General features: G+C 66.5%; 14 protein-coding genes. 11 read left to right on the plus strand and 3 right to left on the minus strand.

Annotated features, from left to right (window positions below; translation table 11 throughout):
• The first annotated feature begins 66 nt into the window (after positions 1-66).
• On the plus strand, positions 67-486 hold the full coding sequence (locus tag PV781_RS00470) for a DUF930 domain-containing protein (RefSeq protein WP_274773688.1): 420 nt from the start codon (positions 67-69) through the stop codon (positions 484-486).
• A 9-nt stretch (positions 487-495) separates the two neighbouring features.
• Here the strand turns inward: PV781_RS00470 and phaC are convergent, their stop codons facing one another.
• On the minus strand, positions 496-2301 hold the full coding sequence (gene phaC, locus PV781_RS00475; RefSeq protein ID WP_274773689.1) for a class I poly(R)-hydroxyalkanoic acid synthase: 1806 nt from the start codon (positions 2299-2301) through the stop codon (positions 496-498).
• Positions 2302-2470: 169 nt separating this feature from the next.
• Between phaC and PV781_RS00480 the strand changes: the two genes are divergently transcribed.
• The 6 genes from PV781_RS00480 to recJ all read left to right on the plus strand — a co-directional run bounded on the left by PV781_RS00480 (position 2471) and on the right by recJ (position 9843).
• A complete protein-coding gene (locus tag PV781_RS00480) occupies positions 2471-2791 on the plus strand; it encodes a hypothetical protein (RefSeq protein ID WP_274773690.1) in 321 nt (106 codons plus the stop codon).
• 67 nt (positions 2792-2858) lie between these two features.
• Positions 2859-3890, plus strand: a complete 1032-nt coding sequence (gene waaF, locus PV781_RS00485; protein WP_274773691.1) for a lipopolysaccharide heptosyltransferase II — start codon at positions 2859-2861, stop codon at positions 3888-3890.
• A gap of 58 nt (positions 3891-3948) precedes the next feature.
• Positions 3949-5166: an LL-diaminopimelate aminotransferase gene (locus PV781_RS00490; protein WP_274773692.1), complete on the plus strand. Its 1218-nt coding sequence runs from the start codon at positions 3949-3951 to the stop codon at positions 5164-5166.
• 152 nt (positions 5167-5318) lie between these two features.
• Positions 5319-6614, plus strand: a complete 1296-nt coding sequence (locus PV781_RS00495) for a homoserine dehydrogenase (RefSeq protein WP_274773693.1) — start codon at positions 5319-5321, stop codon at positions 6612-6614.
• 3 nt (positions 6615-6617) lie between these two features.
• Complete coding sequence (glpX, locus tag PV781_RS00500) at positions 6618-7619, plus strand: class II fructose-bisphosphatase (RefSeq protein WP_274773694.1); 1002 nt, start codon at positions 6618-6620, stop codon at positions 7617-7619.
• 430 nt (positions 7620-8049) lie between these two features.
• Positions 8050-9843, plus strand: coding sequence for a single-stranded-DNA-specific exonuclease RecJ (gene recJ / locus PV781_RS00505; RefSeq protein ID WP_274773695.1), 1794 nt, complete (start codon positions 8050-8052; stop codon positions 9841-9843).
• A 199-nt stretch (positions 9844-10042) separates the two neighbouring features.
• On the opposite strand, the gene PV781_RS00510 is transcribed toward recJ, so the two are convergent.
• On the minus strand, positions 10043-11347 hold the full coding sequence (locus tag PV781_RS00510) for a DNA polymerase IV (protein ID WP_274773696.1): 1305 nt from the start codon (positions 11345-11347) through the stop codon (positions 10043-10045).
• Entirely contained in the window at positions 11344-11679 is a 336-nt protein-coding gene (locus tag PV781_RS00515) for a DUF3572 domain-containing protein (RefSeq protein WP_274773697.1), read from the minus strand. The genes PV781_RS00510 and PV781_RS00515 overlap by 4 nt, the downstream gene beginning before the upstream one ends.
• A gap of 96 nt (positions 11680-11775) precedes the next feature.
• Between PV781_RS00515 and PV781_RS00520 the strand changes: the two genes are divergently transcribed.
• The 4 genes from PV781_RS00520 to scpB all read left to right on the plus strand — a co-directional run bounded on the left by PV781_RS00520 (position 11776) and on the right by scpB (position 15002).
• The gene (locus tag PV781_RS00520; protein ID WP_209100294.1) at positions 11776-12144 is read left to right on the plus strand and encodes a response regulator; all 369 of its coding nucleotides are present in this window, start codon (positions 11776-11778) and stop codon (positions 12142-12144) included.
• A gap of 311 nt (positions 12145-12455) precedes the next feature.
• Positions 12456-13469, plus strand: a complete 1014-nt coding sequence (gene nagZ, locus PV781_RS00525; protein WP_274773698.1) for a beta-N-acetylhexosaminidase — start codon at positions 12456-12458, stop codon at positions 13467-13469.
• 4 nt (positions 13470-13473) lie between these two features.
• Positions 13474-14286, plus strand: coding sequence for a segregation and condensation protein A (locus PV781_RS00530; RefSeq protein ID WP_274773699.1), 813 nt, complete (start codon positions 13474-13476; stop codon positions 14284-14286).
• The gene (gene scpB, locus PV781_RS00535) at positions 14283-15002 is read left to right on the plus strand and encodes an SMC-Scp complex subunit ScpB (protein ID WP_425532339.1); all 720 of its coding nucleotides are present in this window, start codon (positions 14283-14285) and stop codon (positions 15000-15002) included. The genes PV781_RS00530 and scpB overlap by 4 nt, the downstream gene beginning before the upstream one ends.
• Positions 15003-15029: the final 27 nt, after the last annotated feature.

Here is a 15029-nt window from a genome sequence, read left to right on the forward strand (position 1 = left end):
GGGGCCATTGGAAGGCCGCACGCCAAGTGCGTGCCTGTGTCGCTATGCCACGAGATGAATGATCGGATGTGCCGCCTGCGATTTCCGACCCGTCGTCTGGCCTTGGGAGCCATCCTGCTGGCCGGGCTGGCCCTGCTTCCCGCGGGCGTCGCCGCCTTCGCCGCCAGTTCCGACAAGACCATGCTCCTGCTGGAGCCTACGGAGCGCATGGAGCAGCGTTGCAATGCCCGCGCCATGGGCGAGGTGAGCCGGCAGCACCCGGGCATGCACCCCGATGAACTGGTGGCCTATGCCTTCTCCGACACGCGCATCCGGGACGACCAGGTGACGGCTCCGGGCGCAGCGGTGCGCAGTGGAGGGCACTGGTATCACCTGTCCTATCGCTGCGTGACCAAGGACGAGGGTCTCGGCATCGAGACCCTCACCTATGTGCTTGGCAACCAGATCCCCCGGGATGACTGGGACGCTCACGGCCTGGTGCCGTGACCTCAGACGTCAGGATCGCGCCCGAACATAGGAGCCGGGCGCGTCCTCGATGGGATTGAAGGCGTCGCCGCCCACCGGGCGGGCGGGCACTTCTTCGGGATGGAGGGTGGTGAGCCATTCCGCCCAGTCCGGCCACCAGGACCCGGCATGCTCCTGCGTGTGCTGGAGCCAGTCGGCATATTCACCGCTCACCGGCCCTCCGGTCCAATATTGGTACTTCTTCTTGGCCGGCGGATTGACCACCCCGGCGATGTGACCGGAGCCCGCGAGCACGTAGCGCACGGGCCCGCCCAGCAGGCCCATGCCGATATAGGCGGACATGGCCGGGGCGATGTGGTCTTCCTTGGTGGCGAGGCAATAGACGGGGATGTTCACCTTCCCCATGTCGATGCGCACGCCGGCCAACTCCGCCTTGCCCTTGGCGATGTTGTTCTCCAGGTAGCAGTTGCGCAGGTAATAGGAGTGGTTGGCCGCCGGCATGCGGGTGGAATCCGCATTCCAATAGAGCAGGTCGAAGGGGAAGGGCGCCTTGCCCTTCATGTAATTGTTGACCACGTAGGGCCAGATCAGGTCGTTCGAGCGCAGCATGTTGAAGGCGCTCGCCATCTTGGATCCCTCCAGATAGCCCAGTTCCTTCATCCGGCGCTCCAGTGCGGCGAGCTGCTCCTCGTCCACGAACACCTTCAGGTCGCCCGCATGGGTGAAGTCAATCTGGGTGGTCAGGAAGGTGCTGCTGGCCACACGGGTGTCGCCGGTCGCCGCCATGTAGGCGAGGGTGACGGCGAGCAAGGTGCCGCCGACACAATAGCCGATGGTGTGCGCCTGCGGCTCCCCGGTCACCCGCTGCACCGCGTCGAGGGCGGCGAAGATGCCGTCGCGCATGTAGTCGTCGAACCCCTTGGCCGCCAGGCGCGCATCGGGATTGACCCAGGAGATCACGAAGACGGTGAAGCCCTGGTCTACCATCCATTTGATGTAGGATTTCTCGGGCGTCAGATCGAGGATGTAGAACTTGTTGATCCAGGGCGGCACCACCAGGATCGGCATCTTCTTCACGCTGGGTGTGGAGGGCTCATACTGGATGAGCTGCATCAGGTCAGTCTGGTAGATAACCTTGCCGGGCGTGAGGGCCAGATTGCGGCCCACCTCGAAGGCGGACATGTCGGTCTGGCGGATGCGCAGGTCGCCCTTGCCCTCGATCAGGTCCTCGGTGAGGTGCTTCATGCCCCGCACCAGGTTTTCGCCGGACGAGTTGAATGTCTCCCGGAGCAATTCCGGGTTGGTCATGATGAAGTTGGACGGCGAGATGGCGTTGGAGATCTGCCGGACCAGGAACTCGGCCTTGTGTTTCAAATGCGGATCGAGGCTCTCGGCCTCGGTCACCATGGATTCGGCCCAAGTGCTGGTGACCAGATAGGTCTGCTTGAGAGCATCGAAGAAGGGATTAGCTTGCCATTCGGGATCGCGGAAGCGCGCATCGCGCGGATCGGGCGCGACAACCGGATCGGCCGGTTCGCCGGACATTCTCTTGAGCGCCGCGGTCCACACCGCAAGATAGCCGGACATCAGCCGGCTCTGTGCCTCCACGGTGCGCTTGGGGTCCGCCATCCAATATTCGGCGACGTTGCCGATGGTCTTCACCGCATCGGCCACTTCGTCCGCCAGTTCGTCCTTCTTGCCGTCCTCGCGAGGGCGGATATAGGCGGCGAGCGCCTTGCCGCCCTCTTCCACCAGCCGGGCGAGATTATTGGCGAAGGCGTCCATGTCCAGCTTGGGCTGGACCTGGGCTTGCGTGACGTCCCTCTGTTCCGACATTTGGCGTTCCCTGACCGCGCTGCCTTGCCCCGCAGGATAGGCTCCCGCAACGACAGGCACGCAACCCCTGTTTCACAATTTTAGCTTCAGGCATACTAACGGGGCATTGCGCGGTGGGCGAGGGGCGCGACCTGCGGCGGAAGGAACGGTTCACATCAACAGGATTGTCATGAGCCAACAGCACGCTTTCCGACCTCGCCGGGCTTCATCCCTTCGGCGCGCGCTTGCTGTCGCCCTCACGCTCGGCATTGCCGGCGCGCTCGCGGGCTGTGCGGGGGATGGCGGCCCGTTCGCCTGGTTCGGCAAGGATCCCGACGTCCCCAAGCCCGCCCCGAATGCGGTGTTTCCCGGATTCGCCGACAAGCCCGTGCAACGCCCGCCCGTCCTGGATGCCGGCGGGCAGGCGGCCAAGGAGACGGAGCTGGAATCGCTGGCCCAGCAGACCCGTCAGCGCGGCGAAGAAGCCGCAAAGGACGACACACAGCAGTAACATTATCCCGCTTGACGGAACGTATTCCCTGGAGAGATGAAGGGAATGCGAAGCGGGAACCGGGGTCATGTCATTCGTCGCCACGGCGGGAATTGCCAAGTGCAGTCGCAGCGGACCCATTCTGGTGGCCGGCTATGGCGGCATCGGGGATCATGTGCGCTGCTTCGCGCTGGTGCGCCATGTGGCAGCGGCGCATCCGGGGGTTCCCATCGACTTCCTGTGCCGTAGCCCCACGGACCGGGTCGTCCGGTTCGTGCCGGAACTGCGCAAGGCCTTTGTGGACGACACCCCTCATGGCCGTTTTGGCCTGAAGGAAAAGCTGCGCCTCGCCAGCCAGCTCAGGGGTGAGGGCTATAGCCGCGTCTATGTGGTCAGCCGCACGGTCAAGGCGGCGATCGTACCGTTTTTGGCCGGCATTCCTGAGCGGGTCGGCTGGTTTGGGGAGGGCAGGGCACTCCTCATCAACCGCATCTGTACAGGTGAGCGCAGCTATCCCGGCGAAACCGAGAAGATCTGCGGCCTTGCCGGTCGTGGCAGCGAACGCTGCCTTCCCCCGCGCCTAATTGTGCAGGACCATGAGCTGGCGGCCTGGCAGGTGCGCGAGCTGGGCGGGCCTCCCGTCCGGCCTGTGCTCGCCATCGCTCCGGGGGCCTACAATCCCCATCGCCTCTGGCCCGTAGGTCATTTTGCGGATCTCGCCAAGCGGTTCAAAGCCCGCGGGTGGGACGTCTGGGTGCTGGGCGGACCGCAGGAGCGTGTCGCGGCGATGGAGATTGCAGCCCAAGTCTCTGTGCGCGATTTCACCGGCACGCCGCTGGAGGATGCGGTGATGCAGATCCGCTCTGCGTCCCGATTCCTGGGTAATGATTCCGGCATGCTGCACCTCGCCGGTGCCATTGGGACGCCCAGCGTCGGACTCTTCGGTCCGACCACTGCCGAGGTTTCCGGCCCGCGCAACCCGAACGTTTATGCGCTGCGCCCACCTGTGGGATTCGTCACCGTCGATCAGATCGCGGTTGACCGGGTGGAAGAGACCCTCGCAGACCATATCTCGCAACCGCAGCATTCAATCGGTGCTTTTTCATTCAGCGAACAGTGATAGAAAGCTCGTTCGCCGCGCCCATGGAGCTTTGCGCGGCATTTGGAGCTTGAGTGAGATGACCGATTTTCACCGTATTCGCCGGCTGCCGCCCTATGTGTTCGAGCAGGTGAACCGCGTGAAGGCCGCCGCCCGAAACAACGGCGTCGACATCATCGATCTCGGCATGGGCAATCCCGACCTCGAAGCGCCTGCCCATGTGCTCGAAAAGCTGAAGGAAACCATCGGCAAGCCGCGCACCGACCGCTATTCCGCCTCCAAGGGCATTCCCGGCCTGCGCCGCGCGCAGGCGGCCTATTACGAGCGGCGGTTTGGCGTGAAGGTCAATCCCGACACGCAGGTGGTGGCGACTTTGGGCTCGAAGGAAGGCTTCGCCAATATGGCGCAGGCCATCACCGCCCCGGGCGACGTGATCCTGACACCCAATCCCTCCTATCCGATCCACGCCTTCGGCTTCCTCATGGCGGGTGGCGTGATCCGCTCCGTGCCGGTTGAGCCCGGGCCGGGCTTCTTCCATGCCATGGAGCGGGCGGTCCAGCATTCCATCCCGAAGCCCATCGCGGTGGTGCTGTGCTATCCGTCCAACCCCACCGCCACGGTGGCGAGCCTGGATTTCTATAAGGACGTGGTGGCGTTCGCGAAGAAGAACGACCTCATCATCCTGTCGGACCTTGCCTACGCGGAACTTTATTTCGACGGCAATCCGCCGCCGTCCGTGCTGCAGGTGCCCGGTGCCGTGGACGTGACGGTGGAGTTCACCTCCATGTCCAAGACCTATTCCATGGCCGGCTGGCGCATGGGCTTTGCGGTGGGCAATGAGCGTCTCATCGCCGCCCTCTCGCGGGTGAAGTCCTACCTCGATTACGGCGCCTACACCCCGATCCAGGTGGCGGCGACCGCGGCTCTGAACGGTCCGCAGGACTATATCGGCGAGATGCGCGAGACCTATAAGCGCCGCCGCGATGCCATGGTGGACAGCTTCGGCCGCGCCGGATGGACCATTCCGGTCCCCTCCGCCTCCATGTTTGCCTGGGCGCCGATCCCCGAACCCTTCCGGGCCATGGGAAGCGTCGAATTCTCCAAGCTTCTCATCGAGAAGGCGGAGGTGGCGGTGGCCCCCGGCGTCGGCTTTGGCGAGCATGGCGACGATTATGTGCGCATCGCGGTGGTGGAGAACGAGCAGCGCATCCGGCAGGCCGCGCGCAACATTCGCCGCTTCTTCGACACCGCCGGCACCACCCTCCACAATGTGGTGCCGCTGACCGCCGCGCGCTGACACTGGCCGCGCCCCCTTCCAGGCTGGCGCAAGCCCGGGCGGCCATAGCCGTCGCCTGAAACTGAGCGGAAGCGATGAGCCGGCCGGGTCCGCAGCGATCCGGCCGAGATCTGCTTCCAAGATCTGCGACACAGGGACATTCGGTTCGATCCATGAGCCAGTTGAGAGTGGGGCTTGCGGGCCTCGGCACCGTCGGGGCGGCGGTGATCCGCATGCTCGAAGCCCGCAAGGCCGATCTTGCCGCCCGCACGGGTCGCGAGATCAAGGTGGTCGCCGTGAGCGCCCGCAGCCGCGGCAAGGATCGTGGGCTGGACCTTTCGGGCGTGCGTTGGCTCGACGATCCGGTGGCGCTGGCGCGCGATCCGGACATTGACGTGTTCGTCGAACTGATGGGCGGGGATGGCGATCCGGCCAAGGCGGCGGTCTCTGCTGCGTTGGAGGCCGGCAAGCCGGTGGTGACCGCAAACAAGGCGCTGCTCGCCAAATGCGGCCTCGACCTTGCCCGCACATCGGAAGCCGCCGGCGGGGGACTGCATTTCGAGGCAGCGGTGGCCGGCGGCATTCCCATCGTGAAGACGCTGCGCGAGGCGTTGGCAGGGAACCGCATCGCCCGCGTGTCCGGCATTCTCAACGGCACTTGCAACTACATCCTGACCCGCATGGCGGACGAGAAGCTCTCCTTCGAGACCTGCCTCGCGGAGGCCCAGCGGCTGGGCTATGCGGAGGCCGACCCGACATTCGACATTGACGGGCACGACACCGCCCACAAGCTGTCCATCCTCACGTCTCTCGCCTTCGGCACGCAGGTGGATGCGGACGCCATCTATCTGGAGGGCATCCGCTCCCTGACGCTGGCCGACCTCGAAGCCGCGGACGACCTTGGCTACAAGGTCAAGCTGCTGGGGGTTGCGGTGCGCACCGACCAGGGCATCGAGCAGCGGGTTCATCCCACCATGGTGCCCAAGCACTGGCCCATCGCCCAGGTGTCGGGCGTCACCAATGCGGTCGCGGTGGACGGCGATGCGGTCGCCCTCACCCTGGTCGGCCCCGGAGCGGGAGGCGCGGCCACCGCGTCCGCCGTGGTGGGCGACCTCGCCGACGTTGCGCAGGGCAAGGGAAGCTTTGCCTTCGGCCTGCCCGCCTCCCACCTGGTGCGCGCCGAACGCGCGCCCATGCAGCACCATGAGGGTGGCTACTATATCCGCCTGGCGGCCGTGAACCGTCCCGGCACCGCCGCGACCATCGCTCGGCGCATGGCGGACGAAGGCATTTCCCTTGAGTCCATCGTGCAGCGCCGTCCCAGTTCAAGCAGTGCGAATGATCCCGCAACGGTGATCCTGATTACCTACGCCACGACCGAGGAGGCCGTGCGTCGCGCGGTCGCCTCCATCGACGCGGATGGTGTCCTGGCCTCCCGGCCTCAGGTGATCCGCATCGAGAAGGATTGAGGCATGTCCCACAGCCGCGTTCCCCAGGTGCTCGACCGTCGCCTCGCTTTGGAGCTTGCGCGGGTCACTGAACGCGCGGCGGTGGTCGCAGCCCGGTTTCGAGGGCGTGGGGACGAACAGGCCGCCGACGAGGCTGCGCTCCAGGCAGCGCACGGCGTGCTCGCGGGCATGGCCATCCGCGGCCGGGTTGTGATCGGCGAAGGCTTGGAGGGCGAGGTGCCCCATCTCTTCCTCGGCGAAGAGGTGGGGGCGGGCGGCGATGCCGTGGATCTCGCCGTGGATCCGCTGGAAGGCGCAACCTTGTGCGCCAAGGACATGGCCGGCTCCATTTCGGTGGTGGTCCTGGCCGCGCCCGGCTCGCTGCTCAATGCGCCCCCCGTCTATATGGAGAAAGTGGCCATCGGACCCGGCTATCCCGATGGCATCGTCTCGCTGGCTGCCACGCCGGAGGAGAACATCGCCGCTCTGGCGAAGGCCCGGGGCGTTCCCACTTCCCAGATCACCGCCCTGGTTCTGGATCGCCCCCGGCACGCCCGGCTGATTGAGACGGTGCGCTCGACCGGCGCGGCCGTTAAGCTCATCACCGATGGCGACGTGGCGGGCGTCATCCACACCACCAATCCCACGGAAAGCGGCGTCGACATCTATCTCGGCATCGGTGGCGCCGCGGAAGGTGTTCTGGCGGCGGCTGCTCTACGCTGCATCGGCGGCCAGATGGAAGGCCGGCTGGTCCTGGACAGCGAGAAAAAGCGCGAGCAGGCGAAGGCCTTGGGCATTCGTGACTTCGGACGGGTCTATAAGCTCGACGACATGGTGCGCGGCGATTGCCTTGTGGCGGTCACGGGAGTCACGGACGGGCCTCTTCTTCAGGGCGTGCGGTTCTCCGGTGATGTCATCGGCACGGACACCTTGCTGATGCGGGCGGCGACCGGAACCGTGCGCCGCATCGCCACGGACCATCGCGACCTGCGCAAATTCCACCTCTCCGAGGACGTGCTTCCGTAAAGGGCCTCGACTTGTGCGTGCTGGCTCGGCTGGGGGACGGCCGATCTCGGCCTATTCCCGTGCAGGGACACGCGAAGCATGATCCCTGCAGAGAGTTTCGCGGCGCCGGGCAGCCGCAGGATTTCACTGTCATCGCGACCGACTCGCTCTCGCACAGAGCGGAAGCGCGACCGGCCGGCTTGAAGGAGCGGCGACGACCGGCACCTCTGGATCATTCGATCAGGATGTTGGACGACCGTTCGCCGGCAAATGGATGATGAGTATGTTTTGATCATTTTTAACGAAAAATTAACTATTTAACGGGTCGCGAGGCGGCTAAGTAGTTGTGGTCTTAGTCGGCGCGCTGGATTGCACGCGTGCCCCGCCCACAAGCCATGCATACCTCGTCATGGACGGCCGTGGCGTCCTCTGGCTTCATGCGCGCGTGAACATGCAGCTGACGAATCGCCCGTTTCTCAACGTGTCGGCCTCTGTCACCGGGCGCACTTGGCGCGACCGGCTGGATGTGCGCGCCTCGCAGACGGCTCTTGCCATCGCCCAGCGTCATCGGGTGCCCGATCTGCTGGCCCGTGTTCTCGCAGGCCGGGGCGTGGAGATCGACGATGTCCCCGGGCACCTCGATCCCACGATTCGCGCCTTGCTGCCCGATCCCAGCACGCTCACTGACATGGACGCCGCCGTCGAGCGTCTGGCAGAGGCGGTGTGCACGCAAGAGAGTGTCGCGGTCTTCGGCGATTATGACGTGGACGGGGCCACCGCCACCGCCTTGCTGGTGAGCACGCTGCGGGCGGGTGGGCTGGATCCCCATTTTCACATTCCCGACCGGATCTTCGAGGGCTATGGCCCCAATGTGGGCGCCATCGAGCAATTGGCCGCGCGCGGCGTTACGCTTCTGGTGACGGTGGATTGCGGCACCACCTCCACCGAGCCGCTCGCAGCCGCCCAGCGGCTTGGCCTTGATGTGGTGGTGCTCGACCACCATCAGGCCGGCGAGCGCCTGCCCACGGCCACCGCCATTGTTAATCCCAACCGGGAAGACGACCTCTCGGGCCTTGGCCATTTGTGCGCGGCGGGTGTTGTTTTCCTGACCTGCGTCGGCCTTGTGCGCCGGCTGCGGGAGGAAGGCCACTGGACCACTGCCCGCCCCGCGCCGGACCTGCTCTCGAACCTCGATCTGGTGGCGCTGGGTACGGTCGCGGATGTGGTTCCCCTGACCGGCCTCAACCGCGCCTTCGTGACCAAGGGCCTCATTGCGCTGCGCCGCCGGGAACGGCCCGGGCTGACCGCCCTCATGGATGCCTCGCGTCTCGATGGCCCGCCGCGTCCCTGGCACCTGGGTTTTCTGCTCGGGCCTCGCATCAATGCGGGCGGGCGCATTGGAGACGCGACCTTGGGTACGCGCCTTTTGCTGACGCAGGATGGCATGGAGGCGCGCGCGATCGCGGCCGAGCTGGACCGGCTGAATACCGAGCGCCAGGAGGTGGAGCGCGCCATCCTGGCCGCGGCCGAGGCCGAGGCCTTCGCCGCCCACGGCCTGGATGATGCCGGCGCGGCCGTGGTTGTGAGCGGCGATGGCTGGCACCCGGGCGTGGTGGGTCTTGTCGCTTCGCGCCTCAAGGAGAGGTTCAACAAGCCGGCCTTCGCCATTGCGTTTAATGGGGAAACTGGAACAGGGTCTGCCCGCTCCATTCCCGGGGTCGACCTCGGCAAAGCGGTTCGCTCAGCGGTCGAGGCAGGGCTTCTGGTGAAGGGTGGCGGGCATGCCATGGCGGCCGGCCTGACGGTTGAGCGGCACCGGCTGGGAGACCTGAGGCTTTTCATCGAGCAGGCGCTGGCCGCCTCCGTGCTGAAGGCGCGGGGGCAGGATGCCCTCTCCATTGATGGCGCCCTGACCGCCTCGGGGGCGACGCCGAACCTTGTGGACATGATCTCCCGCGCCGGTCCTTTCGGCGCCGGCTGTTCGGAGCCGGTCTTTGCCTTCCCGAACCACAAGGTCACCTATGCGGAAGCATTTGGGGCCGGCCACGTGCGCGCCCGCCTCACGGCCGCCGATGGCACCAGCGTGAAGGCGGTCGCCTTCCGCGTTGCCGAAGAGCCCATCGGCCGGGCGCTTCTGGGTGGGCGCGGACGCATCCTCCATGTGGCGGGAACGCTGGATGTGGAGCACTGGCAAGGCGAGGCCCGCGTGAGCGTACGCGTGCGGGACGTGGCGGAACCCGCCTGAACCCCTGAAACTCGGTGAATCGGCCTCTTTTCAATAAGTTAGAGGGTGATTCGCCGATCCGGAGGAACTGACTTGCAGTTCCGGAGGGTCGGATCGCGCTCTAAAGCATTTCCGAGAAAGTGGGCACCGGTCCGCGTGAAGGAAGTGCGTGAAACCAAGGAGATAGAGCCCTTCAGGGGTGCCATGAATAGCTGAAACGTTAGCCGTCCCGCTGTCGCTTGCCGCGCTTGCCTGTGCCGAGAAGAATGCCGCGCTCGACGGCGGCATCCCCGAATTTGGCCTTCAGCTTGTCCATGGCCGCCTCCGCCGCCTTGATGCGGGGCGTTCGGGTGTCGATGAGGTCCACCGGGTCAGCCTCATCCGCCGGGCCAAGGTCGGAAAGGCCAACGCCAACCAGGCGATAGCGCGTGCCGTCCACTTCCTTCACCAGCAGGTCATGCGCCGCCTCATAGAGGCGGGCGGCCAGGATGGTTGGGCTCTCCAGCATGCGCGAGCGGGTACGCAGGCGGAAATCGGCTGTCTTCAACTTCACTGTCACGGACCGCCCCGCCATGTCCTTGCGCTTCAGGCGGCCGCACACTTCCTCGCACAGGGCATAGAGGGTCTGCTCCAGCGGGCGCAATTCGGCGATATCGGTGTCGAAAGTGGTCTCGGCGGAAACGCTCTTGGCCTCGCGGGAAGGCTCCACCGTGCGCCCATCAAGCCCCTGCGCCAGCCGCCACAGGCGCAAGCCCTCTGCCCCATAGAGCCGGCCGAGCTTTGACGCGTCCGCCCGCTGGATGTCGCCGATGCGCGAAAAGCCATCCTTCGCGAGCCGCGCGCCAAACGCCGGGCCGACACCCCAGATGAAAGTCACCGGACGTCCGGCAAGAAAGTCTGCCGCCTCCTCCAGCCCCAGAACCGAGAAGCCGCGTGGCTTGTCGAGGTCGGAGGCGGTCTTGGCCAGGAACTTGTTGGCGGCAAGGCCCACCGACACGGTAATCCCGATCTCCCGCTCCACCTGCCCGGCAAAGCGCGCCAGCGTGCGCGCTGGGGAGAGTCCGTGCAGCTTCTCGGTGCCGGAGAGATCGAGAAAGGCCTCGTCGATGGAGAGTGGCTCCACCAGCGGTGTCAGGTCCTGCATCATCGCGCGCACCTGTCGGCCCACGGCGGCGTATTTGCGCATGTCCGGCTTCACGATCACCGCCTGCGGGCAGAGCGCCTTGGCCTTGAACATGGGCATGGCGGAGCGCACGCCATGGATGCGGGCGATGTAGCAGGCGGTGGACACCACGCCACGTACGCCCCCGCCGATGATGACGGGCACATCCCGCAGGGCAGGGTTGTCCCGCTTCTCAATGGCCGCATAGAAGGCGTCGCAATCCACATGGGCGATGGAGAGGGTGTGGATCTTGGGATGCCGCACCAGCCTCGGACTGCCGCAGACCCGGCAGCGCGGCCCATCCCCCGCCTCCGCCAGGCAGTCGCGGCAGAAGCCGGGGGCAGGGCGGGTCCCCTCGCTCATCCCCGGCGGACCGGGGAATCGGGGTCGAAAGGCGGGTCGAGCACCGCATGGGCGCGAATCACATCCTCCGGCCGAAAGCCCGCGTCGGCGCAGAAGGCCAGCAGCATGGGCTCGTCGGACAGGATGAAGCCCAGCACGCCGGCCCCGAATTCCGGCTGGGACGCCGCCGCGCGCAAGTCCGCCGGCCCCATGCCGGTGGCGGCCAGGAAGCCGCCGATGCGCTCCACATCCTTGGCCAGGAAGGACAAAGCGGTCACGGCAAGCTCCTGCGCGGCGGCGCGGACCTCCTTGGGCGAGCGCGAATTGAAACCGGGGCGATCCTTGATAGGCATTTGCGCTTCCGCAACGATTGGTCTCTAGCTATGCCCATGATGGACGATCCGCGCGCCCCTGCGAAGCGGATCGGCAGGTGGCGGGGACCAGCGGGCATGCCGAAGACCGTGATGATCGTGGAAGACAACGAGCTCAACATGAAGCTCTTCCACGATTTGCTGGAAGCGCACGGCTATCGCACGGTGCAGACCCGCAATGGCATCGAGGCCATGGGCCTCGCCCGCCAGCACATGCCCGACCTCATCCTCATGGACATCCAGTTGCCCGAGGTGTCCGGCCTTGAAGTGACAAAGTGGTTGAAGGCTGATCCGGAACTGAAGTCGATTCCCGTCGTGGCGGTGACCGCCTTCGCCATGAAGGGCGACGAGGAGCGCATCCGCTCGGGCGGCTGCGAGGCCTATCTCTCCAAGCCCATTTCGGTGGCTAAGTTCCTGGAGACGGTCAAACAGTATTCAGGCGGCTAAGACACAGACGATTCTCTCGCGTTGATTTCCTATGGCTTTCCGCTACCTTTTAAGGTGAAGGCACTGCCTCTCGGGCAACCGCCACCGGCGATGTCCGATGCCATAGCCCTGCGGGGTGCTCAGGTCCGCCGCATCTCCTGGGTCCGTGGGGTTCGGCCGGCGTGCGGGCGACATCGGGTGGCCTCCCCGACCGCTCGCCGCCGGCCACCTTCATACAGGGGCCACCTCTTTCAGGCGCCAATCCTGCCGCCGATGCTGTACCGCGATCGGCCACGCTTGACGGGCCGGCCGCCCCCGGATACGCCCGATCCATGACGTCAAAAGCCTTCATCGTCGGCCTTTCGGGGCCGGTCCTGACCGTGTCCGAGAGGTCCTTCCTGGCGGCGCATTCGCCGTGGGGCCTGATCCTCTTTGCGCGCAATGTGGAGACGCCGGATCAGGTGCGCCGACTGGTGGAGGAGGCCCGTGCCGCCATTGGCTGGCGCGTGCCCGTCCTCATCGACCAGGAGGGTGGGCGCGTCCAGCGCCTGAGGCCGCCACATTGGCCGGAATACCCCGCGGGCGAGGTCTTCGGCGCCCTCTATCGCAAGGATGCGGCCGCCGGCCTTGAGGCGGTGCGCCTGAACTCACGCCTCATCGCGGCCGATCTCCATGCCCTTGGCATCGATGTGGACTGCCTGCCAGTTGCGGACCTGCGCCTGCCCGAGGGTCACGGCATCATCGGCAACCGGGCCTATGGGGAGGAGCCGGTCTCGGTGGCCGCGCTCGCCCGCGCCGCCGCCGAGGGGCTGCTTGAGGGCGGCGTGCTGCCCGTGGTGAAGCACATACCCGGTCATGGGCGCGCCCCGGTGGACAGCCATGAGCGCCTGCCGGTGGTGCATGCGTCCCGCGCCGAGCTGGAACGCAGCGACTTTGCCGCCTTCCAGCCGCTGGCCGACCTGCCGCTCGGCATGACCGCGCATGTGGTCTATGCGGACCTGGATGCGGAGCGTCCCGCCACCACCTCGCCGGTGGTGATGGAAGAGGTCGTGCGTCGCTTCATCGGCTTTTCCGGCCTCGTCATGAGCGACGATCTTTCCATGGGCGCGCTCTCGGGAACTGTCGCGACACGGGGCGAGGCCGCCCTCGCCGCCGGTTGCGACATGCTGCTCCACTGCAATGGCCGCCTGGACGAAATGGAGCCCATCGCTGCCGTCACACCGGCGCTCTCGGGCCTCGCGCTGGAACGGGCGGAGCGGGCGCTCAAGGCGCGCATTACCCCCGCGCCCTTCGATGCCGAGGCTGCCCGCGCCGAGCGCGACCGGCTCCTGCGCCTGACCGATTGAGGCCATGACCAGCGCGCCCGTCTCCCCCGATTTTGCCGAGGACGTGCTGCCCTCGGAGGCGGCGGACGGGGCCTTCGTCGTGGACATTGACGGGTTCGAGGGACCGCTCGACCTGCTGCTCGCCTTGGCGCGCACGCAGAAGGTGGACCTGACCCGCCTGTCTATCCTGGCACTGGCCAACCAGTATCTCGCCTTCATCGAGGCGGCGCGGAAGGTGCGCCTGGAACTGGCCGCCGACTATCTGGTGATGGCAGCCTGGCTTGCCTACCTGAAATCGCGCCTCCTCCTGCCGCCCCCGCCGCGCGAGGACGGGCCGAGCGCGGAGGAACTGGCTGATGCCTTCGCCCGCCGCCTGCGGCATCTGGAGCGCATAAGGCAGGCGGCCGAGAAGCTGATGGCGCGCAAGCGTCTCGGCATCGACGTCTTTCCCCGCGCCCAGGTTGAGGCGCCGGAGGTGGAGGGCAAGGTCACCTATACGGCGACGCTCTATGACCTCCTTTCTGCCTATGCCGCGCAGCGGCAGAAGTCGGCGCTGTCCTACGTGACGCTCAAGACACGGGCCGTCTGGTCGCTCGCCGATGCGCGCGCGCGGCTGGAGCGGCTGGTGGGCCTGACGGGGGACTGGATCCGGCTCGACCAGTTCCTGATCGAATATCTCACCGAGCCCGACCAGCGGGCCACCGCCATCGCCTCCAGCTTCACCGCCAGCCTGGAACTGGTGAAGGAAGGCCTCCTGGACATCCGCCAGGACGCCCATTTCGCCCCGCTCTGGCTGCGGCCGCGAGCGGACGACAAAGGCGGGGAGGGGGTGTCGTGAGCCGCGCCCCCAGCCGGTCGGCGCCGCGCATTGACCTTTTCGATGAACGTCCCCTGGACGCGCGGGAAGAGGCGCTGGCGCGGGACGTGCGCGTGATCGAGGCCTTGCTCTTCACCGCCACCGCCCCTGTAACGGCCCGCGAGATGGCGCCCCATCTGACGCGCGAGGCGGACATCGGCGCCCTTATGGATCTGCTGACCGCCGACTATGCCCGGCGGGGCGTCAACATCGTCAAGGTGGCCGGCGGCTGGATGCTGCGCACCGCGCCGGACCTCGCCCATCTGCGCGCCGGCGCCGGCCCCGAACCGCGCAAGCTGTCGCGCGCCGCCACCGAGGTCTTGGCCATCATCGCCTACCACCAGCCGGTGACGCGGGCCGAGATCGAGGAGATCCGTGGCGTCACCACCTCCAAGGGGACGTTGGATGTCCTCCTGGAAAGCGGCTGGATCCGCCTGAGGGGACGACGCAAGGCGCCTGGGCGTCCCGTGACCTATGGCACCACGTCCGCCTTCCTCATCCATTTCGGTCTGGATGCGGTGCAGGATTTGCCCGGCCTGGACGAGCTGAAGGGAGCCGGGCTCCTGGACGGCCGCATTCCGCCCGGCTTTGCCATTCCTCTCCCCAGCGACGATGACGCCTTGCGCGACGACGAGGAGCCGCTGGAGGAGACCCCGCTGGACTTCACGCTGACCTCCGGCCAGAAGGACGAGGATTGAGGCGCCTTTCCTGTGGGAGGGCGCGCC

It is taken from the genome of Aquabacter sediminis, assembly GCF_028863665.1.
GTDB lineage: Bacteria > Pseudomonadota > Alphaproteobacteria > Rhizobiales > Xanthobacteraceae > L1I39.

Bases quoted from the DNA above. Each gene is read 5' to 3' on its own strand.
- glpX (WP_274773694.1), top strand. From the start codon at position 6,618: ATGTCCCACAGCCGCGTTCCCCAGGTGCTCGACCGTCGCCTCGCTTTG.
- PV781_RS00530 (WP_274773699.1), top strand. From the start codon at position 13,474: ATGACCAGCGCGCCCGTCTCCCCCGATTTTGCCGAGGACGTGCTGCCC.
- PV781_RS00495 (WP_274773693.1), top strand. From the start codon at position 5,319: ATGAGCCAGTTGAGAGTGGGGCTTGCGGGCCTCGGCACCGTCGGGGCG.
- waaF (WP_274773691.1), top strand. From the start codon at position 2,859: ATGTCATTCGTCGCCACGGCGGGAATTGCCAAGTGCAGTCGCAGCGGA.
- PV781_RS00490 (WP_274773692.1), top strand. From the start codon at position 3,949: ATGACCGATTTTCACCGTATTCGCCGGCTGCCGCCCTATGTGTTCGAG.
- nagZ (WP_274773698.1), top strand. From the start codon at position 12,456: ATGACGTCAAAAGCCTTCATCGTCGGCCTTTCGGGGCCGGTCCTGACC.
- phaC (WP_274773689.1), bottom strand. From the start codon at position 2,301: ATGTCGGAACAGAGGGACGTCACGCAAGCCCAGGTCCAGCCCAAGCTG.
- PV781_RS00515 (WP_274773697.1), bottom strand. From the start codon at position 11,679: ATGCCTATCAAGGATCGCCCCGGTTTCAATTCGCGCTCGCCCAAGGAG.
- PV781_RS00480 (WP_274773690.1), top strand. From the start codon at position 2,471: ATGAGCCAACAGCACGCTTTCCGACCTCGCCGGGCTTCATCCCTTCGG.
- PV781_RS00510 (WP_274773696.1), bottom strand. From the start codon at position 11,347: ATGAGCGAGGGGACCCGCCCTGCCCCCGGCTTCTGCCGCGACTGCCTG.
- recJ (WP_274773695.1), top strand. From the start codon at position 8,050: ATGCAGCTGACGAATCGCCCGTTTCTCAACGTGTCGGCCTCTGTCACC.
- PV781_RS00520 (WP_209100294.1), top strand. From the start codon at position 11,776: ATGCCGAAGACCGTGATGATCGTGGAAGACAACGAGCTCAACATGAAG.
- PV781_RS00470 (WP_274773688.1), top strand. From the start codon at position 67: ATGTGCCGCCTGCGATTTCCGACCCGTCGTCTGGCCTTGGGAGCCATC.